General features: G+C 69.8%; 13 protein-coding genes. 7 read left to right on the forward strand and 6 right to left on the reverse strand.

Translation table 11 applies throughout. The features are described 5' to 3' along the window. Nucleotides 1–250: 250 nt before the first annotated feature. The 3 genes from AC6CH2_RS05775 to AC6CH2_RS05785 all read right to left on the reverse strand — a co-directional run bounded on the left by AC6CH2_RS05775 (nucleotide 251) and on the right by AC6CH2_RS05785 (nucleotide 5,999). Nucleotides 251–3,367, reverse strand: a complete 3,117-nt coding sequence (locus AC6CH2_RS05775) for an autotransporter outer membrane beta-barrel domain-containing protein (RefSeq protein ID WP_498268355.1) — start codon at nucleotides 3,365–3,367, stop codon at nucleotides 251–253. A 464-nt stretch (nucleotides 3,368–3,831) separates the two neighbouring features. Next, the gene (locus AC6CH2_RS05780; protein ID WP_498268356.1) at nucleotides 3,832–4,494 is read right to left on the reverse strand and encodes a response regulator; all 663 of its coding nucleotides are present in this window, start codon (nucleotides 4,492–4,494) and stop codon (nucleotides 3,832–3,834) included. After that, a complete protein-coding gene (locus AC6CH2_RS05785) occupies nucleotides 4,491–5,999 on the reverse strand; it encodes a sensor histidine kinase (protein WP_498268357.1) in 1,509 nt (502 codons plus the stop codon). The genes AC6CH2_RS05780 and AC6CH2_RS05785 overlap by 4 nt, the downstream gene beginning before the upstream one ends. Before the next feature lie 128 nt (nucleotides 6,000–6,127). Here AC6CH2_RS05785 and AC6CH2_RS05790 point away from each other — a divergent pair, with 128 nt between their 5' ends. The 5 genes from AC6CH2_RS05790 (at nucleotide 6,128) to AC6CH2_RS05810 (ending at nucleotide 11,858) form a co-directional block, all read left to right on the forward strand. Beyond that, nucleotides 6,128–7,348 carry a DUF418 domain-containing protein gene (locus tag AC6CH2_RS05790; protein ID WP_498268358.1) on the forward strand — a complete coding sequence of 407 codons (1,221 nt, stop codon included), beginning with the start codon at nucleotides 6,128–6,130 and terminating at the stop codon, nucleotides 7,346–7,348. Between the two features lie 216 nt (nucleotides 7,349–7,564). After that, nucleotides 7,565–8,152 carry a beta-barrel domain-containing protein gene (locus AC6CH2_RS05795; RefSeq protein ID WP_498268359.1) on the forward strand — a complete coding sequence of 196 codons (588 nt, stop codon included), beginning with the start codon at nucleotides 7,565–7,567 and terminating at the stop codon, nucleotides 8,150–8,152. Then, complete coding sequence (locus AC6CH2_RS05800; RefSeq protein ID WP_498268360.1) at nucleotides 8,149–10,293, forward strand: peptidase domain-containing ABC transporter; 2,145 nt, start codon at nucleotides 8,149–8,151, stop codon at nucleotides 10,291–10,293. Before AC6CH2_RS05795 ends, AC6CH2_RS05800 begins: the two co-directional genes overlap by 4 nt. A gap of 89 nt (nucleotides 10,294–10,382) precedes the next feature. Beyond that, a complete protein-coding gene (locus AC6CH2_RS05805) occupies nucleotides 10,383–10,562 on the forward strand; it encodes a hypothetical protein (RefSeq protein WP_498268361.1) in 180 nt (59 codons plus the stop codon). 174 nt (nucleotides 10,563–10,736) lie between these two features. Further along, a complete protein-coding gene (locus tag AC6CH2_RS05810) occupies nucleotides 10,737–11,858 on the forward strand; it encodes an MvdC/MvdD family ATP grasp protein (RefSeq protein WP_498268362.1) in 1,122 nt (373 codons plus the stop codon). A 402-nt stretch (nucleotides 11,859–12,260) separates the two neighbouring features. Here the strand turns inward: AC6CH2_RS05810 and AC6CH2_RS05815 are convergent, their stop codons facing one another. Together AC6CH2_RS05815 and AC6CH2_RS05820 are read right to left on the reverse strand one after the other, a co-directional pair. After that, the gene (locus AC6CH2_RS05815; protein ID WP_498268363.1) at nucleotides 12,261–12,506 is read right to left on the reverse strand and encodes a hypothetical protein; all 246 of its coding nucleotides are present in this window, start codon (nucleotides 12,504–12,506) and stop codon (nucleotides 12,261–12,263) included. 177 nt (nucleotides 12,507–12,683) lie between these two features. Then, nucleotides 12,684–13,730, reverse strand: a complete 1,047-nt coding sequence (locus AC6CH2_RS05820; protein WP_498268364.1) for a lipid A deacylase LpxR family protein — start codon at nucleotides 13,728–13,730, stop codon at nucleotides 12,684–12,686. A 582-nt stretch (nucleotides 13,731–14,312) separates the two neighbouring features. Here AC6CH2_RS05820 and AC6CH2_RS05825 point away from each other — a divergent pair. Further along, the gene (locus tag AC6CH2_RS05825; protein WP_498268365.1) at nucleotides 14,313–16,475 is read left to right on the forward strand and encodes a TonB-dependent receptor; all 2,163 of its coding nucleotides are present in this window, start codon (nucleotides 14,313–14,315) and stop codon (nucleotides 16,473–16,475) included. 1 nt (nucleotide 16,476) lies between these two features. Further along, complete coding sequence (locus tag AC6CH2_RS05830; protein WP_498268366.1) at nucleotides 16,477–17,850, forward strand: PepSY-associated TM helix domain-containing protein; 1,374 nt, start codon at nucleotides 16,477–16,479, stop codon at nucleotides 17,848–17,850. Nucleotides 17,851–17,965: 115 nt separating this feature from the next. On the opposite strand, the gene AC6CH2_RS05835 is transcribed toward AC6CH2_RS05830, so the two are convergent. Continuing rightward, nucleotides 17,966–24,286, reverse strand: a complete 6,321-nt coding sequence (locus AC6CH2_RS05835) for an autotransporter domain-containing protein (protein ID WP_498268367.1) — start codon at nucleotides 24,284–24,286, stop codon at nucleotides 17,966–17,968. Nucleotides 24,287–24,574: the final 288 nt, after the last annotated feature.

Consider the following 24,574-nt stretch of genomic DNA (forward strand, 5'->3'; position numbering starts at 1 on the left):
GCGAGGGCGGCGGAGCCTCATCATCGCCGAGCCCGGCCGCCGGCATAAGCCGTCGCGGCGCAACGCTGGGGGGCGATGGATGGCAATGCTGGGGTGGGGGGTTGGACGTAGGCGCGGGAATGGGTTCGTCGGCGTTGGCGCAACGGCTTGGCTTTGTTTGCTTTGCCTTCCCCATCCTCGATCGGCAAAAAAAGAAGCCGCAACGACCTGGATCGCTGCGGCTTCGGGGGCTCCCCCTTCGGGCGGGGGGTTAGAAGCGCAGTGAATACCGCGCGTTGACTCCGTGGTCGTGCGCCTCGTCGGCGAGTTGACCGCTGTAGTTGAGTTCCAGCAAACCGTTCGCGCTCAGGCGCGCGGCGATGCCGGCTTCGAGCAGGGTGGCGTCGTCGGCCAGCGGCGCGCCGTGGACCTGGAAAGCTTCGCCGCCGCGCCAGGCCACCGAGGTCGCCGGGCTGAGGTCGCCGCTGGCATGGCGACGGCCGAGACCGCCGCGCAGGCTCAGCCAGCTCTGCTCCTGCAGCGAACCCTTCAGGTCGACGTTGAAACGCAGGCCCAGGGTCGACAGGTTGACCCGGCTGTCGGCGCTGCGGCCGGTCAAGGCCGCGGCGCCGCCGCTTTCCTGGAAGCCGTCGCTGTGCACCCGCACCTGGGCGAACTGCGCATACGGCTCGAACGCCCAGGCGCCGGTGTCGAAGCGATAGACGCCTTCGACGAAGCCCTGCTTGCTGTCGGCGTCGTAGTTGGAACGGGTGCGATCGTTGAAGCCGTTGAAGGCAATGTCGCGATCCAGGTCGACATCGTGACGAGCGAAGCTCAGGCCGGCGCTGAGGCCGAAACCGCCCCAGTTCTGGCCGGCGTACACGCCCAGGTGGCGGGTCTTGATCCGGCCCTTGTCGTTGCGGGCATCGTCGCTGTCGCTGCGGCCGCTGCCGCCGAGCACGCCGATCCGCCAGCCGCCGTCGAAGCGATAGTCGTAACCGAGCAAGGTCGCCGAGCCGTTGTACCGGTTGCGCGCCGCATTGCCGTCGCCGTCGAGGGTGCCGCCGGACTTCAGCAACTGCACCCAGGCGCCCTGCGAGGACTCGCCGGCGCTGTCGGCGGCGAAATCGCCGCGACCGGCGCGCGCGCGGCTCAAAGCCGCGTCGCGCACGTGGCGCTGGTCGTCGACCATGACCGAACGCAGGCTGGCATGGGCTTCGCCGCTGAGCGCGTCGAGCGCGGCCAGCGCCTGTTCCGGGAACAACTGGGTCAGCGGCTGGGGAATGCCCTGGCCGGTCGCGAGGCGGTCGGCGGCCACTGCCGCGGCACGCTGGTTGTCGGTCTGCGCGCTCGCCGCCAGCGTCGCGCCGCGGGTCACGTCGATGCCGACCTGGTTGGCCGCGTAGATCAGGCCGAACTTGAGGAACGGCGAGAACGCGGTCTGGTCGAGCGAGGCGAACTGGCCGCTGACGCCGCCGGCCGCGCTGATCAGGTTGAACGACTGGCCGAGCATGTACTGGCCCGGCGCATGCAGCACGACCAGCTTGCCGCCTTCGAGACGGGCCTGGCCGCTCACGTCGATACGGTCGGAGGCGCCGCCGGCCGACAGTTCGGCGACATAGGTCGACCCTGCGGCCTGCAGGTAATTGCCCTGCACGTTCAGGGTGCCGATCGAATTGCCCGGCGAGACCGCGCCTTCGATGCGCACGTCGCCGACGATGCGGCCGCTGCCGCCGAGGGCGCCGCCGGCGAGCACCGGCAACGACGCGGTGGTCAGGGTGCCGTTGACGACCAGGGTGCCGCCTTCGACCTGCGCGGCATAGGTGTTGGTGCCGGTCAGCTCGAGCACGCCGTCCTTGACCTTGAGGCCGCCGAAGCTGTTGTTGCCGCTCAGGCGCAACCAGCCGAGGCCGGACTTGCTCAGCACGCCGGGGCCGCCGATGTCGTTGCGCCAGTCGTCCCAGGCCTTGCCGTCCCACACCTTGGCGCCGCCCCCCGGACGGTCCATGACCACGTCGGTGTCGACGCGGATCCGGCCCGGGCCGTCGATGGCCTTGCGCAGGTCGATCAGGCCCCAGCCATAAACCTCGTCGACGCCGGGCGCGCCGAGATCGGTCGCGGTGGTCAGCAGGATGTCGCGGACCTGGGTGTTGGCGAGATAGGGGAAGCGCTCCATCAACAGGCCGAGCGAACCGACCGCATGCGGCGTCGCCATCGAGGTGCCGCTGAGGTTGCCGTATTCGAACGTCGGCGCGCCGGCGTTGATGTCGAAGGAAATCGTGCCGTCGGGATTACGCACCAGCCCGCCCTGCAGCGATTCCTCGCCGCCGAGCACGGTCGAGTTGATCGTCGAACCCGGGGCGGCGACGCACCAGTTGGCGGTCTGCGCGCAACGCATCGAGGACGCGCTGAGCACCAGGTTCTGATTGACGTTGACCACGGTCAGCCAATACGGCTCGAGCTCCGCACGTCCGCGCGGCAGGCTCGCGTACAGGCCGGCCTGCGGCGCGGTCTGCGGGGTCGTGCCGGCGACGTTGTGATTGCCCGCCGCCCACACCTGCAGCATGCCCTTGTCGAGCGAGCCCTTGGCGAAGGTGTCGAAATAGGCGGCGTTGTCGGGGTCGAACAGATAACCGTCGAGCTGGGCCAAGGTGTTCGGCTCGGTGGCCAGGCCCCAGCTGTGATTGACCGCGCGCACGCCCTGCTCGTTCATCTGCGCGTACATGCCGGCGACGGTGGCGTCTTCCGGGCCCACGCCGCCGATGCTAACCACGCTGTAGCCGGTGGCGGTGCGCGCCCACTCGCGCACGCTGTTGAACGACCACTTGGCCGCGGTCAGGTCCGCGCCGAAAGCGACGCCGTGCATGCCGCTGCCGTCGCGGTTGGCGGCGATGGTGCCGCCGACGTGGGTGCCGTGGGTGTTGAACTCCCAGCCCGGCTGCACGTAGGGGCCGGACTGGATGATCCGGCGGATGTTCTCGGGCACGTTGGCGTTGAAGCCGACGTAACGGATCTGCGCCTGGTCGCCGCGCGAGGTGAAGCAGGCGCCGGCGCCGCTGATGATCGAGGTGTTGGTGCAGACGCTGCCGTCGGCGAGCACGTCGGCCATGTGCACGGCGCGGTGGTCCTTGCCGGCGAACTCGGGATGGCCGAACACCGTGCCGCTGTCGTACACGCCCAGGCGGATGCCCTTGCCGGTCAGGCCGCGCGCATAGGCGTACTGGGCGTTGATCGTGGCCAGGCCCCAATCGGCGTTGAATTCGTCGCTGCGCCAGCTGTCGGGATTGCCGAGCTGGCCCATCGGGCTCGCGCTCTGCGCCGAGGCCGACGCCGAAACGGCGAGCAGGCCGCCGACGATGGCGAGCGACAGCACAGAACGGGCATGCATCCGTCGGGTAACGCTATTACGCGTGGTGCGGGTATTGCCTTGCATCGGTCAGTAGTCCCTTATCGTGTCGAAAGCGCGGCGTAGCGGCGCTTGTAGCAGCGTTCGACGCCGGTGCCGGCATCGTGTTCGGTCGAGCTTCGTGCGACCTGAGTGATCACAAACGCAGGGACACGTGCGCCTCCCTACCCACGCGTCGCATCAGCCGGCCATGACTAACGAGGCTTGCGCGCAAAGCGGGCGACGCAGCGATCGGCTCGACTTTGCCGAGTCTGGCGTCGAGGGCCAGGCAAAAATGCATTGATGCCTGGGAGAGGCGCGCCTTACTCGGCCTGGAGAGCTTCGTATTACCGACCTATCGTCGTTTTCGTATTACCGACCTATCGTCGTTCCCGCGCAGACGGCCTGCGCTTCAGTTCGGTGGAGCCGGACAGCCAGGGTTTCACCGAAGCATGGCTCTCAAGCCTTCACCCCCCCTGCTCCGACTCGGCCGACATCAGGCCGCGACGCCAGGCGAAGGCGACCGCTTCGGTGCGGTCGGCCAGGTGCAGCTTGGCCAGGACGTTGCCCAGATGCGACTTGACCGTCTTCTCGCCGATGTTCAAGGCCGCGGCGATGCGCGCGTTGCTGCCGCCCTCGGCGAGCTTGCGCAGTACGTCGAGCTCGCGCTCGGTCAGGCAGGCGAAGGGGTCCTCGCGCGGTTCGCGCTTGCGCCGCACCGCCTTGAGGATGCGCTGGGCGACGAAGGGGTGGATCACCGCTTCGCCGCCGGCGATGCGCCGCAGGGTCGCGAGCAACTCGTCGCCGAGCATGCTCTTGAACAACAGCGACTGGGCGCCGGCCTCGATCGCGGCGAAGGCCAGATCGTCCTGGTCGGTCGAGGTCAGCACCGCGATGGCGCTGCGCGGGCTCAGGCCCTTGATCTCGCGGATCGCTTCGACCCCGTCGACGTCGGGCATCATCAGGTCGATCACGATCAGGTCCGGGGCGAGTTCGCGCGCGAGCTCAATCGCCTCGGCGCCGCCGCCGGCCTCGCCGACGACCTCGAAGTCGTCGGTCAGCATCAGCAGGCTGCGGATGCCCTTGCGCACCACTTCGTGGTCGTCGACCAGCAATACCGACGTGCTCATGCCTGAATTCCCTGCGGTTCCAAGGTGAACGACACGGTCACCACCGTGCCGCTGGGCGAACTGGCGAGGCGGAACCGTCCGCCCGGCAGGGTACGCGCGCGCAGCCGCATGTTCGCCAGGCCCATGCCGGTGACCTCGTGTTCGTTGGGGACGAAGCCGCAGCCGTCGTCCTGGATGGTCCAGCCGTAACGGTTGCCGGAGTTGTTGAGGACGACTTCGATGCGGCGCGCGCCGCTATGGCGAAGGCTGTTGCTGACCGCCTCGGTAGCGATCAGCAGCAACTGCCCGGCATGCTGCGGCCAGGGGCCGAGACCGCGCTCGGCGGCCTCGTCGAGCAACAGCCGCCATTCGATGTCGCTGCCGGCGAGCAGGTGCGAGCAGGTATCCTCGATCGCCTTGCGCAGTCCTTGCTCGGCCACGGTCGGCGCCGAGAAGCGTTGGATCACGTCGGCCAGATCGCGCTGCAACTGTCCGGTCAGGCCGAGCGCGGCCTTGATCAGGGTGGTCTGGCGCGGGTCCGTCTCGCCGCCCTCGCGCTGGCTGAGGTGATCGAGCACGCTGAGCTGCAGGCCGAGGGCGAAGCTGCGCTGCTTGGCGGTATCGTGCAGGTCGCGGGCGAGCCGGTTGCGCTCTTCCGATACCGCCAGCGCCTGGCGCACCTGGATCACTTCGCCGAGCGCGTCGGCCATGCGGTCGAAACGCTGCGACAGGCGCCCGAACTCGTCGCGGCCGGCATCGTGGATGCGCGCGTCGAGTTGGCCCGCGGCCCACGCATCGGCGGCGCGTTCGGCGTGGCCGATCCGGCGCGTCAGCAGGGTCGCCACCGCGATCGCCGACATCGCGCTGATCAGCACCAGATAGATCGCCAGGCTTTCGATGTCGCCCGAATCCATGTACATGAAGGTCGCCAGCGAGCCGCCGGCGTGCTGGCCGACGCTGAGGGTCGCGCCCGGCGTACGGGCCAGCGGCAAGGCCACCGCGCTGATCCAGTCGCCGTCGCGCTCGTGCCGGCGCGGCACCGGCGCATGCGAGGACACCGCTTCGCGCTCGAGATTTTCCAGCGTCTGCGCCAGCGGCGGGCTGGCCTGCGCGGGATAGCGGCAGACGCGGCCGTCGCGGTCGCGATAGCGGATCGACAACCGGCCGTCGTGGGTGCTGCCGGCGAAGCTGTGCGAGCTCATCCACTCCTGCGAGTCCATGCCGACGATGCGCACCAGCAAGGCCTGCAGTATCGCTTCGCACTGCGCGCGCGAGGTCATCGCCAGGTCGGGCAGCGCGCCGAACTGCTGCAGCTCGCGCTGCATCGCGCCCTGCAGCACCGGCGGCGCCATCGCCTCGCGCACTTCGCTGCGCGACAGGTACAGGTCCAGGCCGGACAGCAAAGCGGTGCTGATCCACGAAGCGATCAGCATCGACAGCAGGCATTTCCAGAACAGCCCGCTCCACCAGCGGCGCGCCGGCGCGCGCGCGGCCGGCACCGGGCGTGCGGCGGGGGTTTCGCTCATGCCGCCAGTATTCCAGTTTCCGCGCGCGGCGAATCCGCCAAACGTCCTGGATCGCTCCCGTCGCGGGCCGGATGCGGGCCTGCGGCGGCGACGCGCAGCATCCGTCTTCCCTGGTTCGCGCCGCACTCATGACCGCTCCGTCCCGCACCGCACCCACGCGCATCGACCGGCTCGACGCCCTGCGCGGTTTCGCTCTGTTCGGCATCCTGGTCGTCAATCTCGGCGTGTTCGCCTCGCCCTATTACGGCCTGGGCCTGCCCGACCCGGTCCACGACGGCGTGCTCGACCGCGCCGTACGCCTGCTCGTCGCCGGCGTGTTCGAAATGAAGTTCTACCTGCTGTTCTCCTTCATGTTCGGCTACAGCTTCAGCCTGCAGCTCGACTCGGCGCAGCGCGCCGGCGAGGCTTTCGTGCCGCGCATGCTGCGGCGCCTGCTCGGGCTGTGGTCGATCGGCCTGGTCCATGCGCTGCTGTTGTTCCATGGCGACATCCTCGGCACCTATGCGGCGATGGGCCTGGTCCTGCTGGCGATGCGCGCGCTGTCCGAGCGCGCGGCGCTGGGCTGCGCGCTGGCCCTGATCGTCGCGACCGCCGTCGCCTGGGCCGGGCTGGCCTTGCTGGTCTCGCTGGCTCGGATCGACGGCGAAACCGTCGCGGTCGACGCCCGCGCCGCCGCGCTGCAAGCGCAGGCGGTCCTGGACGGTTTCACCGGCAGTCCCGGTGCGGTCGTCGTCCAGCGGATGCGCGAATTGACCTCGACCGGCTTCGTGCTGGTCTTCATGCAGGCGCCGTGCGCACTGGCGATGTTCTTGATCGGGCTGGTCGCCGGCCGCCGCCAGGTGCTCGCGCGACCGGAGGCTTATCGGCCGCTGTCGCGCCGGCTGCGTCTTTACGGGTTGAGCATCGGCCTGCCGGCGGCGGCGCTGTACGCCGGTGTCTCCACTCTCGAACCCGGCGGCGCGCTGGAACTGGCGGCATTGGCCCTGAGTCTGCTGACCGCGCCGCTGCTGACCGGCGCCTATGTCGCGCTGGCCATCGAGGGCTTCAGCGGCCGCGCCGGCGCGGGCCTGGCGCGGTGGCTGGCTCCGGCCGGACGCATGGCCCTGTCGAACTATCTGCTGCAATCGGCCGCCGCTGCGTGGGTGTTCACCGGCTACGGCCTCGGCCTGATGGGCCGGCTCTCGCCGCTCGCGGTGCTGGCGTTCGCCCTCGTACTGTTCGGCCTGCAATTGCGTTTCAGTGCGTGGTGGATGCAGCGCCACGGCTTCGGGCCGGCCGAATGGCTGTTGCGCGCGATCACCCTCGGCGCCTGGCCGCGCTGGCGCAGGTCCGCGCGCGAAGCGGATTGAAGGCATGGGTCGTCGTCGCGTCGCGACGGGCCTGAACGATCCGTGGCGATCCCTGCGAACCGTGACGGCGTTCGACAATGACGACCTGGAAACGCCTTCGGCCTTGTACGACACTCAGCGACCGAGCCGTATCAGCAGGAGACGACAGACGCCGCATGATCGCCATGGGTTCGCCGGGTTGCGCCCTCCGATCCGCGCCGCGCGTCTGAGGCTCGCGTGCACGAAGACCTGTTCAGGCGCGAAATGCTCGACGCCAGGAAACAACGCTGGCTCGGCAGCATCCGCCTGCCGATCTCGCGCCTGGGCTGGCCGATGGCCGCGCTCGCCGTGCTCGGCCTGCTCGCGCTGCTGGCCCTGCTCGCCTTCGGCCGTTACACCCGCGGCGAGCGCGTCGACGGCATGTTGGTAACCGCGCCGCAGGCCGCATCGGGCGGCGCCTCGACCTTGCAGGCGCAGCTGTGGGTGCCCGACCGCGCGATGGCCGCGATCCGCCCCGGCACGCCGGCGGTGCTGCGCTACCGCGCCTTCCCGTATCAGCGCTACGGTGTGCAGCGCGGCCGCGTGGTCGCGATCGCCGCCGAAGCGGTCTCGCCCGAGGAGGTTCAACGACGCAGCGGCCTGCGCCTGGACGCGCCGGCCTGGCCGGTGCGGGTCGAGCTGGAGCGCCAGCGCATCGGCACCCGCGCCCTGCAGGCGGGCATGCGCGTCGATGCCGAGTTGCAACTCGAGCAGCGACGCCTCTATGAATTCGTGCTGGCGCCGCTGTCGAAGGACCGTGTCTCCTCGCCGGAGCCGCGGCCGTGAGCACCCGCCCCTTGCCGGTGATCCAGCAGAACGAATTGGCCGAATGCGGCCTGGCCTGCCTGGCGATGATCGCGGTCCACCACGGCCACGACCTCGACCTGAGCAGCTTGCGCCGGCGCTTCCCGGTGTCGCCGCGCGGCGCCACGCTGGCGCGCCTGATCAAGATCGCCGGCGCGCTCGGCTTCGACAGCCGGCCCTTGCGCGCCGAGATCGAGCATCTCGCCGATCTGCGCCTGCCCTGCGTGCTGCATTGGGACCTCAACCATTTCGTCGTGCTCAAGCGCATCGCCCGCGGCCGCGCCGAACTGCACGACCCGGCGCGCGGCGCGGTCAGCCTGCCGCTGGCCGAGTTCGGCCGCCACTACACCGGCATCGCCCTGGAGCTGTCGCCGAAGACCGACTTCGTGCCGATGCGCGAACGCCAGCGCCTGAGCCTGCGCGGGCTCGCCGGCCATATCGTCGGCCTGCGCCGGGCCGGCGCGCAGATTCTGATCCTGGCGCTGAGCCTGGAGGTGTTCACCCTGCTGCTGCCGCTGGCGATGCAGTGGGTGATCGACCGGGTGCTGGTCGCCGCCGACATCGGTCTGTTGAACCTGCTCGGCATCGGTTTCCTGGTGGTGGTGGTGTTCCAGGCGACGCTGACGGCGATGCGCGGCTGGCTGGTCGCCGACCTCGGCGCGGCCCTGAATTCGCAATGGCTGGCCAACCTGTTCGGCCACTTGATGCGGCTGCCGCTGGATTTTTTCGAGAAGCGGCACGTCGGCGGGGTGATGTCGCGATTCGTCTCGGTGCAGGCGATCCAGCAGACCCTGACCGGCAGTTTCATCGAGAGCCTGCTCGACGGCCTCACCGTGACCCTGGTGCTGGCGCTGCTGCTGTTCTACAGCCCGCCGTTGACCGCCGTGGTCCTGGCCGCATTCGCCGTATACGCCGCGCTGCGCTGGGCGGCGTACCGGCGGCTGTGGCGGCTCAAAGAAGAACAGCTGATCCAGGTCGCCAAGCAGCAGAGCCTGTTGATCGAGTCGATCCAGGGCGTGCAGACGATCAAGCTCGGCAACCAGCAGGACGACCGCCGCGGGCGCATCGTCAATGCCAGCGTCGAGGTCGCCAACCGCGAAGCCGCGATCAGCCGCACCACCGCAGTGTTCTCGGCGTTGTCGAAGCTGGTGTTCGGCGCCCAGCGCGTGCTGCTGATCTGGCTGTGCGCCTGGCTGACCCTGCAGGGCCGCTTCAGCGCCGGCATGATGGTGGTGTTCGTCGCCTACGCCGACCTGTTCGCCACCCGCACCGGCAGCCTGATCGACAAGCTCGTCGACCTGCGCCTGCTCGGCCTGCACGGGCAACGCATCGCCGACATCGCCTTCGAGCCGCCCGAAGCGCATGTGCACACTGACTACGCCGGGCCGGTGCCGGCGCCGCGCATCGAGATCGACCGTCTCAGCTTCCGCTATGCCGACGACGAACCGTGGATCCTGCGCGATTGCAGCTTCAGCATCGAAGCCGGCGAATCGGTCGCGATCGTCGGCGCCTCGGGCTGCGGCAAGACCACCCTGGCCAAGCTGATCCTCGGCCTGCTGCGGCCGAGCTCGGGCACGATCCGCATCGGCGGAGTCGACATCCACGACTACGGCCTGGCCGCCTACCGCGAGTTGTTCGGCGCGGTGATGCAGGAGGACGTGCTGTTCGCCGGCTCGATCGGCGAGAACATCGCCTCCTTCGACCATGCCGCCGACCCTGCGCGCATCGAAGCGGCGGCGCGCGCGGCGCGCATCCACGAGGACATCGCGGCGATGGCGATGGGCTACGAGTCGCTGGTCGGTGACCTGGGCTCGTCGCTGTCGGGCGGCCAGAAACAACGCGTGCTGCTGGCGCGTGCCCTGTATCGGGCGCCGGCGATCCTGTTGCTAGACGAGGCCACCAGCCACCTCGACGTCGCCCGCGAGCACGAGATCAATCGCGAGATTTCCGCCCTGCGCATGACCCGCATCGTCATCGCCCACCGGCCCGACACGATCCGCAGCGCCGACCGCGTCGTCGCCCTGCGCAACGGCGTCAGTGAACAGATCACAACGTCCGAGTTTGCAATCCCCATCGCTTCGCGCATTCAGCGCGAAAGTGAGATCGCGATTAGCAAACCATGACTTTCATAGTTGCTAGCATCGATGCTCGTGCCGACGCCGGGACGGCCTATCAACTCATCCTGGCACTCTACGGTTTAGGAGAACGCTCCATGAGTAAGCAAGACAGCAACAACGCTCTGCCTCAGGACGAAGCCGCCCGCCCGCTCGCCCGCATCGCGGCGCGCGAACTTTCGCTGGACGAGATCGCAGCGATCTCCGGCGGCAAGGGCGACACCACCCACGCCACCGGTCCGAACGGCGACGACCCGGGCGATCCCGATTTCCTGTAATCGCCCGCCGCAGCACCGTTAACGCCGATCGCAGGATCGGATGCAGTCCATGCGACAAGCCAGGGTGGACTCGCGCGCGAGCGACGTACGCGTAAATCCTCGCCCAGCGCATGATCCGGCACGCCCCGTCCGACGGGGCGTGCCGTTTTCGATGATTCGATGCGAAACGCCTCCATGCCCGCTCCTCGCCGTCCGCTGATCCTGTCTTCGCTGGCCCACGACATCCACGCTTCCGCCGCGCGCTGGGCCTTGCGCGCCAGCGGCCTCGACGCGACCTGGCTGAGCTCGTTGGCCGAAGCCGAACTCGGCGCGATGTCCCTGCACTGCGATCCCGACCTCGGCCTGCGCATGAGCGGCCCGCTCGACGACGCGCACGTCGGCACGGTCTGGTACCGGCGCCCGCGCAACCCCGAATCCTTCCCGCGCGCGCACGCCGGCGACCAGCCGTTCCTGCGCGGCGAATGGGGACGCTTCCTCAAGAACGTGTACGCCCTGACCGATCAGGGCGCCGATCGGCTATGGGTCAACCGTCCCGCCGCCGCGGCGATGGCCGAGAACAAACTGGTGCAACTGCGCGCCGCCCATCACTGCGGCCTGCGCTTCCCGCCGACCCTGGTCTCGCACGACCCGGCCGAGATCCGCCGTTTCGTCCAGCGCCACGGCCGCGTGGTCTACAAGCCCTTCCTGACCCATACCTGGAAGGACGCCGAAAGCGGCCGCATGTTCAGCACCTACGCGCGCATCGTCGAACCGGCGATGCTCGAAGACGACCAGAGCCTGCTGCACTGCCCCGGCATCTACCAGGTCTACGTCGACAAACGCCACGACCTGCGGGTGACCGCGATCGGCGACCGTTACTTCGCCGCCCGTCTGTACGCCCAGCACGACGACGGGTTCGTCGACTGGCGCGTGCCCCAGAACGCCCAGGGCCTGCGCGCCGAGGTCGGCGAACTTTCGTCGGCCGACCAGGCCAAGCTCGCCGCCCTGATGCGCGAGCTCGGTCTGGTGTTCGGCTGCATCGACCTGGCCATCGACGGCAACGGCGATGCGCATTTCCTCGAAGTGAACCAGGCCGGCCAATTCCTGTTCATCGAGGACCTGCTGCCTTCGCTGCCGCTGTTGCGGGCGATGAGCGCGATGCTGGCCGAGGGCCGTCCGGATTATTCGCTGGCGACCATCGCCAAGCTGTCCTATGCCGAGTATTGCGCCAGCGAGGAGCATCGCGAGTGGTGGGCGCAGGCCAGCGAGACCCTGAAGGATCGCAGTCCGGCGGCGGCGGGGATTACCCTGGAGTGACGGCGACTGTGCGCGGTCGCTCGGCGCGTCTTGTCGCTTCGGTGTGCCTTAAGGGGTAGGAGCGGCGCAAGCCCCTTGCGGCGCGAGTGGGGGTCCCCTGTAGGAGCGGGGTGAGCCGCGATCACGGGATGCGCAGAGGCAACAAGGCCTTCGCCATTCGTCGAAGCGGCTTGCTCTCGCTGGGGTAGGAGCGGCGCAAGCCGCGACCGCGCCGTTGCGGGCTCGCGGCGCATACTTCGTGGAAGATCAAGATCAAGATCAAGATCAAGATCAAGGTCAAGGTCAAGGTCAAGGTCAAGGTCAAGGTCAAACCCAAAGCTTCCGCCACTAAAGCGGCGGGTTACTTTCTTTTGTCTAAAGCAACAAAAGAAAGGCAACCAAAGAAAAGTGCTTTGTTTTGAATCACAGGCCCGCACGATCGATGCATACGCGGTGATTTTTCATACGGGACATCCCTGTCCCGATGAAAAACGGCGCGCATCCCTGCGCGCCGCCCTCCGGGTCTTCGATGGCCTTCGCGAGTGCAAGACCGCACAGCCAAAGCCACAGCCAGCAATAGAAATCCGAGGGCGCGGCCCCATCCCCTGTAGAAGCGGCGTAAGCCGCGACCACGGGACGCGCAGGCATCTCCATACCGATGTCATCCATCGAAGCGACGCACATTCGCCGGGGCAGGAGCGGCGCGAGCCGCGACCGCGAACCTGCGGCCGCCAGCGCGGACCACCGGGGGAGCACGCGAAGTAACGCCGCGAGATCGAGGCCTCGCGGTCGCGGCTCGCGCCGCGTCTACACGGAGGCGAGCCGATACGGTCCCGGACTCGTCCCTCAGAACGCCCGGCTCACGGTAAAGCTACCGAACACCGGGGTCTGCGTCTGGCCTTCGAACTCCCGGGTGCGGTGATACCGCGCCAGGGCGAACTTCCAACGCCCTCGCATCAGCGCCAGGCCATAGCCGACATCGGCCACCAGCGGCCGCTTGTCGACGCTGTGGCTGTCGCGGAAGGTGTTGCCGTCCAGGGTGATGTCGCGCAACACCCAGCGCGCATCGAAGGTCACGAACATGTGCGCGCCGAAGCGGCGGTCGCCGGTGTTGTAATGCTGGGTCGGCGCGGTGTTCTCGCCGGCCGGACGCAACGGGGTGCTGCCGAAGTCGTCGGGCAGGCGCAGGCCGAAGCGCAGTTCCGCGCCGGCGTTGGCGTAGGTCGCCAGGTTGCCGAAGCTGCCGCCGTAGTGCGAGATCGCATCCCAGCCCCAACGGCCGTTGTGGGCGTCGCCGGCCGAGTAGCGATGCATGCGCTCGTGGACGATGCGGAACACCGGCTCGTCGCGCAATTGATGATCCCAACCGCGGAAAGTCTCGTCGCCGAGCATCTTGTGCACTTCGTTCTGCACTTGCTTGCCCAGCGCGGACGGCCCGACCAGGCCGAACTGCAGTTGCGTGGTCTGCAGGTAGTCGCCGTTGCGGGCGTTATAGCCCAGGCCGACCAGCAGCGCCGCTGCGTATGGCCGGTCGTCTTCGATCAGGTCGCGGCGGGCGTAGTCGGTCGGGGTGAAGATGCCCTGGGCGAAGGTCGCGATCATGTTGCGCTGCTCGAAGCCCTCGGGCTGGAGCGCATCGAGATGGCGGTTGACCCAGCGCGCCAGGCGCGGAATGCAGGGGTCGTCGGTGTAGTCGGCCAGGTTCGGCGAGACCAGGGTCAGCTGGATGCCGTTGCTGTAGCCCTGGTCCTGGCCGCCGAACAAATCGTTGTCGAGGCGCAGATTGACCGTGGGCGGCAGGCGGGTGTGGCCGTTGGTGCAGGCCTCGCGCCCGGCGGCGTGCGTGCCGGGCGCGAACACAAGAGCGAAAAGCAGGACAGCGGTCTGGCGCATGGGGAATTAATCGAGACGAACGAACCGGACGGAACGGCCTCGCCCGGTGCTCCGCGGCGAGGTCGTGCGACGCGCATGCAAGCGCCGATCAGACATCGCGGCGCGCGGCCTGCAGGCGGCGTGGCGGTCGAGGATCGGCGCACACGTTCGCACGGACGCCGCGCCGCGGCGCTCGCAGAACCGTGATGGATTGTCCCGTCGATGGTGCTTGAGACGCCGGCCGGCGTCTTTGCCCGGTGTGCCGGCCGGACCGGCGGCGAGCTCGGCCATCCGCTCGGCCAGATCGCGCCCTCGGTGCGCGACGCCCGATTCACAGGCGCTCAGCTCGCTTCGGGCAGCGCGTACTCGAAGCGATAGAAGTGCGCGCCGCCAGCATGGGCCGGAACCCGTCGCAGCGGCTGCGAACGCGACGAGCGCAGCTAGAAACGCGCACTGCGGCAACTTGCCGCAGCCGCCCGCGGCACCGCCTCGCCTAGCATCTGCGCGCCCGGCCGCTGCAAGCGCCGCGCCTTTCTCCTCTCCACCGCGTCCCGTGTCCGCCGCCTGGCCGTGCGGCCGCCGTTCCGAGTCCCGATCTCGCCGATGCACCACCGCCGCTCCAGCCTCACCCTCGCCTCTCTTGCCGCGGTCCTGCTGCCGCAGCTCGCCCATGCCGACGGCATGGCGGTGGACCTCGACGCAGTGCGCGTGGTCGCCGCGCCGGCTCCGGCGCGCTCGGTCGCCACCGCCAGCCGGCTCGGTCTCGATCCGGAGGAACTCCCGGCGACCCTCGACGTGCTGGACCAGCGCGAAATCCGGGCGCGCGGCCTGCGCGACAGCGTCGAGGCGCTGCGCGCGATGCCCGGAGTCATGGCCGGCAATCTGCCGGGCCAGCCCGGGGTAGCCTCGATGCGCGGCTTCGCCAGCGGCGCGGTGTCCTATCTGTTCGACGGCGTGCGGCTGACCAGCTCGGGCTTTTCCTCGCGCAACTGGGACAGCTTCAATTTCGAACGCATCGAAGTGCTGAAGGGGCCGGCCTCGGTGTTGTACGGCGAGGGCGTGCTCGCCGGGGCGATCAACTATGTGCCCAAGAGCGCGCAGCTCGACGGGCCCAGCGGCGAACTGCTGCTCGGTTACGGCAGCCACGGCAGCACCCGCCTCGGCCTCGACGGCAACCTGCCGCTCAACGAGCGCCTGGCGGTCCGCGGCGTGCTCAGCGCTAACCGCGCCGACGGCCACGTCGACGACACCGAGTCGGCGGCGCTGGCGTTCAGCGGCTCGCTCCTGTGGCGCCCGAACGAACGCCTGTCGGCCTCGCTCGCGCTCGATCATCAGCGCGACGATTTCGATACCGCCTATTTCGGCACGCCGCTGGTGCCGCGCGCGGCGGCCAGCACGCCGAGCGGACTGGTCGACAACGCCTACGGCCTGACCATCGACCGCGCCGCGCGCGAACGCAACTACAACGTCGCCGATGGCCGCATGGACGCACATTCGACCTGGCTGCGCTCGCGCCTGGACTATCGCATCGACGAGGCCTGGTCGCTCAGCAACGAGCTCAGCGTCTACGATGCGCGGCGTCGCTGGGACAACACCGAGGACTTCAGCTACCACCTCGCCAGCGGCCTGCTCGACCGCAGCAGCGCGCGCATCCACCACGAGCAGCGGGTCTGGAACCAGCGCCTGAGCCTGCGCCGCGACGGCCGCCTCGTCGGGCGCCGGCACCTGTTCGCGGCCGGGTTGGACTACAGCGATACCGATTTCTTCAACCTGCGCCGCTTCGGCCGCGCCGCGCCGGTCGACCTGCAGGCGCAGGACCGCGGCCGTTTTCCGGCCGACACCGTCGCCAATTTTCGCGACGGCCGCACCGATTTCGGCACCCGCGTCGACGTCGCCGCGGTGTTCGTGGAGGACGCGATCAACCTCAGCCCGCGCTGGCTGCTGGTCGGCGGCTTGCGCCACGAGCGCATCTCGCTCGCGCGACGCGGTCTCGATCTCGACACCGGCCTGCGCAGCGGGTTCCGCCGTCGCTTCAGCCCGACCTCGTGGCGGCTCGGCAGCGTGTTCGATCTGCGCCCCGGCACCCAATTGTATGCGCAGTACAGCAATGCGGTGCTGCCGGTGAGTTCGTTCCTCACCCTCCAGCAACGCAACAACGCCTTCGAGCTCAGCGAAGGCGATTCGATCGAGATCGGCCTGCGCAGCCGATGGTTCGACGACCGCCTGCAAGCGACCGCGGCCGCTTACCGCCTGCGCCAGGACGACATCCTGACCCGCGACCCGCTGCAGCCGGCGCTGACCGTGCAGAACGGCCGGCAGTCCGCGCGCGGGATCGAGTTCTCGCTGAGCGGGCAGTTGACGCCGCGCCTGCGCATCGACGCCAGCGCCGCGCTGCTGTCGGCGCGCTTCGACCGCCTGCTCGAGAGCGGCGGCGCCGACCGCAGCGGCAACCGCCCGGCCAACGTGCCCGAGCGCAGCGCCAACCTCGATGCCTGGTATCGCCTTGCGGGCTTGCCCTTGAGCTTCGGCCTCGGCCTGCGCCACGTCGGCGACTTCTACACCGATAACACCAACGCCTATCGGGTCCGCTCGCATACCCTCGCCGACGCCTCGGTCGCCTGGGAACCCTCGCCGGCCAGCCGCTACAGCCTGCGCCTGCGCAATCTCGGCAATGCGTTCTACGCCCAGTGGTCGGGCTATAGCGCGACCCAGGTCTACCTCGGCGCGCCACGCACGCTCGAACTGACCTATTCGCGCTCGTTCTGACATGGCCGCGGCCGCTCATGATCTTTATCGCGCGGTCTGGCGCTGGCATTTCTATGCCGGCCTGTTCGTCGCGCCTGTGCTGCTGATCCTCGCGATCACCGGCTCGATTTATCTGTTCAACGACGAGATCGAGGATGCGGTCCATCCGGCCCTGCGCTTCGCCCCCGAACGCCGCGCCGCGCTGCCGCCGTCGCGCCTGATCGCCGCGGCGCAATCCGCGTATCCGGGCACGGTGACGCGCATCGACCTGCCCTCGCAGCCGCGGCGCACCGCGCAAGTGTTCGTGACGCCGGCGCGGGGCGAGCCGCTGCGGGTGTTCGTCGACCCCGGCACCGCCCGGGTCCACGGTGCCTTCGTCTACACCCGCACCCTGGTCGGTTTCGCCGACACCGTGCACGGCTCGCTGCTGCTCGGCCGTTTCGGCGATGCCGTCGTCGAATTGGCTGCGTGCTGGGCGCTGTTGTTGATCGCGACCGGCCTGTACCTGTGGTGGCCGTCCGGCCCGGGTCGGTATCGCGCCCTGTGGCCCGACCTGCGCGCGCGCGGACGCGGATTCTGGCGCAGTCTGCATGGTGCGGTCGGGATGTGGACCTCGGCGCTGATCGTGTTCCTGATACTGACCGGCCTGCCCTGGGCCGGGGTCTGGGGCGATCTGTTGCGCGGCGGCACCCAGTCGCTGGGCATCGGCTACCCCGAGCAGCAGCGCCACCACAGCCCCGCCGGGGCCGCTGCCGCACCGACCATGGCGCAGGCGATCGGCGAAACCCCGTGGACCCTGCGCGACGCGCCGATGCCGCGGTCCGCGCATGCGCATCACGCCACGCATCACGGCGTATCGCCTGCGCCGGCGACCGACATCGGCATCGACGCCGCGGTCCGCGCACTCGCCGCGCGGGGCCTGCACGCCGACTATCGTTTGTCCTTGCCGCAAAGCGCCGACGGCGTCTACACCGCGGTGGTGTATCCGGATCGGCCGCAAGGCCAGCGCAGCGTGCAGATCGACCGCTATCGCGGCACGGTCGCCGGCGACACCGGCTTCGCCGACTACGGTTGGGCGGCGCAGGCGGTCGAGCTCGGCGTGCAATTGCACATGGGCAATTACTTCGGTCGCGCCAATCAGTGGCTGATGTTGCTGCCGTGCCTGGGCGTGATCGGCCTGTGCCTCAGCGGGGCGTGGATGTGGTGGCGACGGCGCCCGCGCGGCCGCCTCGGCGCGCCGCGCACGGCGACTCCGGCCCGGGCGAAGACCGTCGTCGCCATCGCGGTCGGCTGTGGCCTGCTGTTTCCCTTGCTCGGCGCCTGCTTGCTGCTCGTGTTCGCACTCGACCGCTGGCTGATCGCGCGCCTGCCGCGTCTGCAGGCCGCGCTGCGCTGACGCCGCGCGGGAAAGCATCGCGATGGAGCCATCTCGAAAAGCGACTACCGGCCCCGGTCCAGCGTACCGGGGCCGGTAGCGCCCCCTGCCGGGGACGCTGATGCATCGGCCCGGTCTAGTCGACCCGGGCCGAAGCCTCGTCGCACCAGTGCGACGGCAGGGCCACCGCACCCGACGGAGGGGCGGGAGGCGGTGTCTGGGCCGCGACCCGCGTCGCTGCGCGACGCGGCTTCGCCATGAGGCCGGTGCCGCGCGAAGCGACACGCTTGCTCTTTGATATCGGCCGCGACGCGCGCGGCTTGGCCTTGGCCACCGAACCGGCGGCCTTGGACGCCTTCGCGGGCTTGATCGCGCAATAGCCGTCGCTCACCGGCGTAGCCGATTGCGCGACGGCAGCCGGGCTCGCCGGTGCGTCCGCCGCCGCGGCGCTGGCGACCGCAGCCGCTGCGACCGCCGGTGCCGGCGAGGCCGTCTTCGTAGCCGGCCTCGCCGTAGCCGCAGCGGCCGGATCGTCGCCGCGCGCATCGGCCTGGGCACCGGCCCACGGCGCCGCGCGCGCCGCCGCGACCGCGGGCGTGCCGCCCCAGCCCAGGCGCAGGCCCAGGTTGAGCGAATGCGCACGGTCGTCGCTGCCGATGTCGCCGCGGTATTCAATGAAGCCGCTGCTGACCGGGCTGAGCCGGTAGGACAAGCCCAGGCCGACGTTCCAGCGATTGCGCTCGGCGGCGAAACCGTTGACGCCGAAGTCGGGCACGGTCGCGCCGGCGAAGGCGTTGCGCGCGAACGGCCGATCGTCCTGCAGATCGTGCAGATAGCGCAGGTCGGCGGTCGGCCGCCACTTGCGCTCGGTCTGCCCGGGCAACCCGGAGAGGCGCACGCCGATGCCGGCGGTGGTGGCGTCGAAACTGTCGCTGCTCACCGCGAGGTTGGCGTCGCCGCCGCCGCGCTCGCTGAAACGGATCGCTTCGAGCTTGCTGTAGTACACGCCGAGCAAGGGCTCGACGCGCAGGCTCGCGCGATCCCAGCGCCAGCCGGCTTCCAGCATGCCGTACACGCCGTCGCCGCTGAAATGCGCATCGGTGCGGGTGTTGAAGGTGCCGACCGCGACCTCGCGCTCGGCGTCGTAGCTGGCGTAGCTGTAGCCGACCGCGCCCTGGGTCCAGAACCCGCCCGGCGCATACAGCCATTGGATGCCTACGTTGAACAGATCGGCTTCGACCTGATCGTCGCGGCGGTCGGTTTCCATCTTCGAGTGGGCGAGGCCGACGTGGCCGCCGAAGCGGAAGTTCGCGCCGGGCGAACCTTCAAGGCCCATCGCGAAACCGGCCAGCGAGTTGTCGATGCCGGCCAGGCCTTCGCCGTCGAACTCGGCGCGGCCACCGTATGCGGTCGCCCACAGAGTGCCGAGGGTGGCCTCGTCCTCGACCCCGGCATCGCGCACCCGATCCAGCTGGCGCGCGACGCTGCGCTGCAGTTGCTCGGCGTTATAGCGCTGGGCGCTGACGATCGACGCGTAGGTTTCGCCGCTGAGGGTGTCGAAGGCGCGCGGCGCCTGCGCCGCGGCGAGGCCGCGTGCGGCCGCGATCAGGGTCGGCAACTGGCCGCTGTCGGCGTCGGCGATGGTCTGCAAGGCATTGGCCACCGCCTGTTGGTTGCCGCTCAGGCCGGGGAACTGGTTGAAGCGGATGCCGGTGCCGCCGGCGTCGTGTTCGCTCAGGCGCAGGAACACGTCGTTGCCGATCGTCACCAGGGTCGCATCGAGGAACGGCAAGGCGGTCTGCGACACGCCGGTGAAGGCGCCGCTGAGCGCACCGGCATCGACGATGCGGTAGTCGGTGACCGGCGCGTAGCTGCCGGCCTGCGGAATCGCAACCACCTGGCCGCCGTTCAAGCTCGCCGTGCCTGCGACCACCACGCTGTCGGTGACGCCGGCGCCGGTCTGGCGTACCTGCAGGGTACCGCCCGGAGTGAAGCTCAAGCTGGCGACATTGAGCGACGCGCCGACCGACCCGCTGCCGCCGGCCGCACCCGTCGCCCCGGCCAGTCCGGACGGCGCGAGAGTACCGCCGAGCGTCAACGCGCCGGTCAACGCGCCGTCCCCAATCAGTGCGCCGCCCGCGGCGACCGTGGCATTGCCCGCGAGCGTCCCGTTGAGTATCAGGTTGCCCGCGACGGCGCTGTCGGCGAAGTTGGCGGTGGCGCCGGCGGGCAGGATCAGGCTGCCGCCGGCGGCGAGGTTGAGCTGTTCGAAGCCGGTCAGCGAGGCCCAGGGCAGGCTGCCCTCGCCGCTGCCGCCGACCGCGAAGGTATCGCTGCCGGCGCCGGCGTTGATCGCGCCGGTGATGCCGGCCAGGTTCGCCAGGCTGCTGTAGAAACGGTCGTCGCCGCCGCCGAGATCCACCGCGCCGGCGATCGCGCCGGTCGCGCTGAGTTGGTCGGCACCGCCGCTGAAGTTGGCGCTGGTGCCGGCGGCGGAAGCGAAGCCGGCGGTGATCGGATTGCCGACGTTGAGGGTGCCGCCCTGCACCGACAGCCCGCCGGCGAAACCGGAGACATTGCCGTTGAGAGTCAGCGCGGCGCTGCCGGCCTTGATCAGGGTGCCGCCGCCCATCAGCGAGCCGCTCAGGGTCAGCGCATTGGCGCCGATCACGCTGAGCGCGGTGCCGGCGTCGACCTCGACCGCGTTGGCCAGGTCGATGCCGGCGACCGCGGCGCTGAGGTTGGCGTTGCCGCCGATGCTCAGCGCGCCGCTGCCGAGCGCGGCGGAATTGCCGAGCGCGAGCGTGCCGGCATCGAGTTCGAAACCGCCGCCGAAGGTGTTGGCGGCGCCGAGCGTCAGGGTGCCGCTGCCGTCGAAGGCCAGGCCGCCGGTGCCGCCGATGCTGCCGTTGAGCGCGAGGTCGTTGCTGCCGCCGATGCCCAGCTGCGCGCCGCTGGCCAGGGTGATCGCATTGCCGAGCGCGATGGCCGGCGCGGTCGCGGCGAGTCCGGCATCGCCGGCGACCGCGAGCGTGCCGCTGCCGAGGGCCAGATCGCTGCCGACGCCCAAGGTGCCGGCGTTGAGGCTGACGCCGCCGCCGAACACGTTGGCGCCGCTCAGCTCGAGCAGGCCGCTGCCGCTCATGACCAGGCCGCCGGCGCCGGCGATGTCGCCGGCCAGCGCCAGGTCGTTGGCGCCGCCGATGTCGAGCGAAACGCCGGCGCCGAGATTGATCGCATTGGCCAGGGCGATGTCGGGCGCGCTTGCGCTCAGGCCGGCGTTGCCGCCGACGTTGAGGGCGCCGGTGCCGAGTGCGAGATCCGCGCCGACCGCGAGGGTGCCGCCGCCGAGGGCGACTCCGCCGGCGAAAGCGTTGCTGCCGCTCAGCGTGAGCGTGGCCGGGCCGTTGAAACTCAGGCCGCCGCTGCCTGCGATTGTGCCGCCGAGGGCGAGGTCGTTGGCACCGCCGATCGTCAGCCCGGCGTTGAGGTCGATCGCATTGCCCACGTTCAACGCGGTGCTGGCATTGAGCGTGGCCGCGCCGTTGACCGATAGCGCGCCGCCGCCGAGCGCGGCGTCGGTGCCGAGGTTGAGCGTGCCGGCCTGCAGGTCGAAGCCGCCGCCGAAGCTGTTGGCGCCGTTGAGCGACACCGCGCCGGTGCCGGTCTTAATCAGTGAACCGGCGCCGCCGATGCTGCCGTCGAGACTGAGATCGGCGGCGCCGCCGAGGGTCAGCCCGGCGCCGGCGCCGAGGGTGATCGCATTGCCGAGGTCCAGCGCCGCGCCGGTACTCGCGAGGCTGGCGTTGCCGCTGACCGCGAGCGCGCCGGTGCCGAGCGACGCGCTGCCGCCGAGCAACAGATCGCCGGACGCGAGCGCGACGCCGCCGCCGAAGGTGTTGCTGCCGCCGAGCGTGAAGGCACCGCTGCCGCCGATCGACAGACCGCCGTCGCCGGCGATGTTGCCGTTGAGTGCGAGCGCGTTGGCGCCGCTCAGGGCGAGCGTGGTGCCGGCGGCGAGATTGACCGCGTTGGCCAGCGCGATACCGGGCACGCCGGCGCTAAGGCCGGCATCGCCACTGACGTCGAGCGAGCCGGTGCCGAGCGCGAGGTGGTTGCCGACGCTGAGGCTGCCGCTGGCCAGGCCGACACCGCCGCCGAAGGTGTTGGCGCCGTTAAGGCTCAAGGTGGCGCTGCCGGCGTAGTTCAAGCCGCCGGCACCGGAAATCGGCCCGCCTAAGCCGATGTCGTTGGCGCCGCCGATGCCGAGGTCGGCATTCAGCACCACCGCGTTGCCGAGGCTGACCGCCGCGGTGGAGCTGAAGTTCGCCGCGCCGTTGACGGTCAGAGCGCCCAGGCCGAGCGAAGTACCGGTGCCTACGCTAAGCCCGCCGCTTTGCAGATCGAGGCCGCCGGCGAAGGTGTTGGCGTTGCCGAGGCTCAAGGTCGCCGTACCGCTCTTGCTCAGACCGCCGAGTCCGCCGATGCTGCCGTTGAGGGCGAGGTCGTTGCTGCCGAGCACGCTCAGGCCGGCATTGAGGTTGATGGCGTTGCTCAGTCCGACGCCGGTATTCGCATCGAGCGAGCCGGCGCCGCTGACGGTCAGCGCGCCGCTGCCGAGGGCGGTGCTGTTGCCGACCGTGAGCGCCCCGCCGCCGAGGTTGAAGCCGCCGCCGAAACTGTTCGCGCCGTTGAGGGTGAGGCCCGGCGCGCCGGCCAGGCTGATGCCGCCGGCACCGGAGACCGTGCCGTTGAGCGTTAACGCGCCGCCCCCGCCACCGGCGCCGAAGTTGAGAGTGTTGTTGAGCACGACGTTGTTGCTCAGGGTCACCCCGGCCGCGCCGGTCAGCGAGCCGGCGCCGTTGACGGTCAGGCTGCCGGTGCCGAGCGCGCTGTTGTTGCCGAGGTCGATCGAGCCGGCCTGCAGTACGGTGCCGCCGCTGTAGTTGTTGCTGCCGGTCAGGGCCAGCGCGCCGCTGCCCAGAGTCAGGCTGCCGGCGCCGTTGATGTTGCCGCCGAGGGTCAGCGCGCCGGCGCCGTTGAGCGTCAACGCGCCGTTGAGCTGCACCTGGTTGGCCAGGCTGCCGGTGAAGGCGGTGTTGAGCGTCGCCGGCCCGCCGACCAGGAACAGGCCGGTGCCGAGCGAGCCGGCGCTGCCGAGAGTCAGGCCGCCGGCGTTGAGCGCGAGGCCGCCGCTGAAATTGTTGCTGCCGGCCAGGGTCAGAGTGCCGGTGCCGTTCTTGATCAAGCCGCCGGCGCCGCCGACGCTGCCGCCGAGGGTCAGGCTGTTGCCGCCCTGCACGACCAAGCCGCCGCTGAGCTCGACGTTCTGCGCCAGGGTCAGACCCGGCAACGAGGCTTCGATCGCACCGCCGTTACCGGTCAAGGTGCCGGTGCCGAACGACAGCGCGTTGTCGAACAACGACAGGCCGCCGTTGAGCGTCGCGCTGCCGCTGACCACCGCGCCGCTCAAGGTCCAGGTGCCGCTGTTGACGGTCAGGTTTTCGAAGTTGAGGTATTGCAAGGCAGAGATCGAACCGGTGCCGCCGGTGCCCGAGCCCGGGCCGGCGACGGTGTTCTGCAGCACCAGGGTGTCCAGGCCGCCGATCCCGGCGTCGACCGTGCCGGTCGCGGCGAAGGTCAGCAGTCCGGGCGGAAGCGTCGGCGTGGGTATCGTCACCGGCGGCAACGGAATCAGCGGGTTGCCGACCGAGGAGCCGGTGACCGCGACGAAGGTGTCGTTGCTGAGCGCGGTGCCGAGCGAGACGCTGCCATTGATCGTGCCGGCGTTGACGAAGACGTTGCCGCCGCTGCCCGGGCTGGCGAAGGCGACCCGGCCGGTGATCGTGCCGGTGTTGGTGAAGTTGACGTTGCCTCCGCCGTAGATGGCGACCGCGACCGAATTGACCGGGTCGAACAGGCCCAGCGCGCTCATGCCGATGGTGCCGCTGTTCGTGATGGTGGTGGTACCGGTATTGGCCACGACCATGGCCGAGCCGCCGAGGCCGAAGGTGCCGTCGAAGGTGCCTTCGATCGAGCCCTGGTTGCTGATGACGACGTTGCCGCTGGTCGGCGCGATCAGGTTGCCGACCGCGAGCGCGCGCGCCAGCACCAGCGAGCCGGCCGCATTGGCGTCGATCGCGCCGAGGTTGTTGAGGGTCAGGCCGGTACCGCCGAAAGTCATCGCGGTGCCGCCCGGCAGGGTGCTCATGATCGCCCCGGCCTGGACGGTGACGCCGAGGTTGTTGGCGTTGCTGAGGAAGCTGTTCGGATTCGGCGGCAGCAGGATCGGCACGCCGGTGCAACTGACCGTGGCGCCGTCGGTCGGCGCGGCCGGCGTGCACGCGGCCCGGGCCTGGCCGACGAACATCTGCAGGGCGACCAGCAGCGGGATCGCCTGGGCGATGCCGCGGCTGAGGGGATGAAGGCGAAGACGACGACGCAGAACTGCGGGCATGACCGTTCCTCCGTTAGCCAAAGCCGTCACGACGGGGACGATCGAAGGACGAGGACCTTCGATTACTACGGCGTCACGCCCGTGCCGACGACGCGGCCGGGCGTCGACCCGGCCATCCGACAACGACGAGATCCTGTTTCGACAGCTGCGAACCGCAGCGGTAATCGACAGCGTGCAGGGGAAGTCGATTCGCGACAGCAGAAAACGAAACGGCTGGTCGAATCTGTGCGATCGCGTAGCAGTTTATGGATCGGCCTGCGTTGTGAACTCACCTTCGCTCACCCGTAT

Source organism: Lysobacter sp. GQ73 (assembly GCF_059758755.1).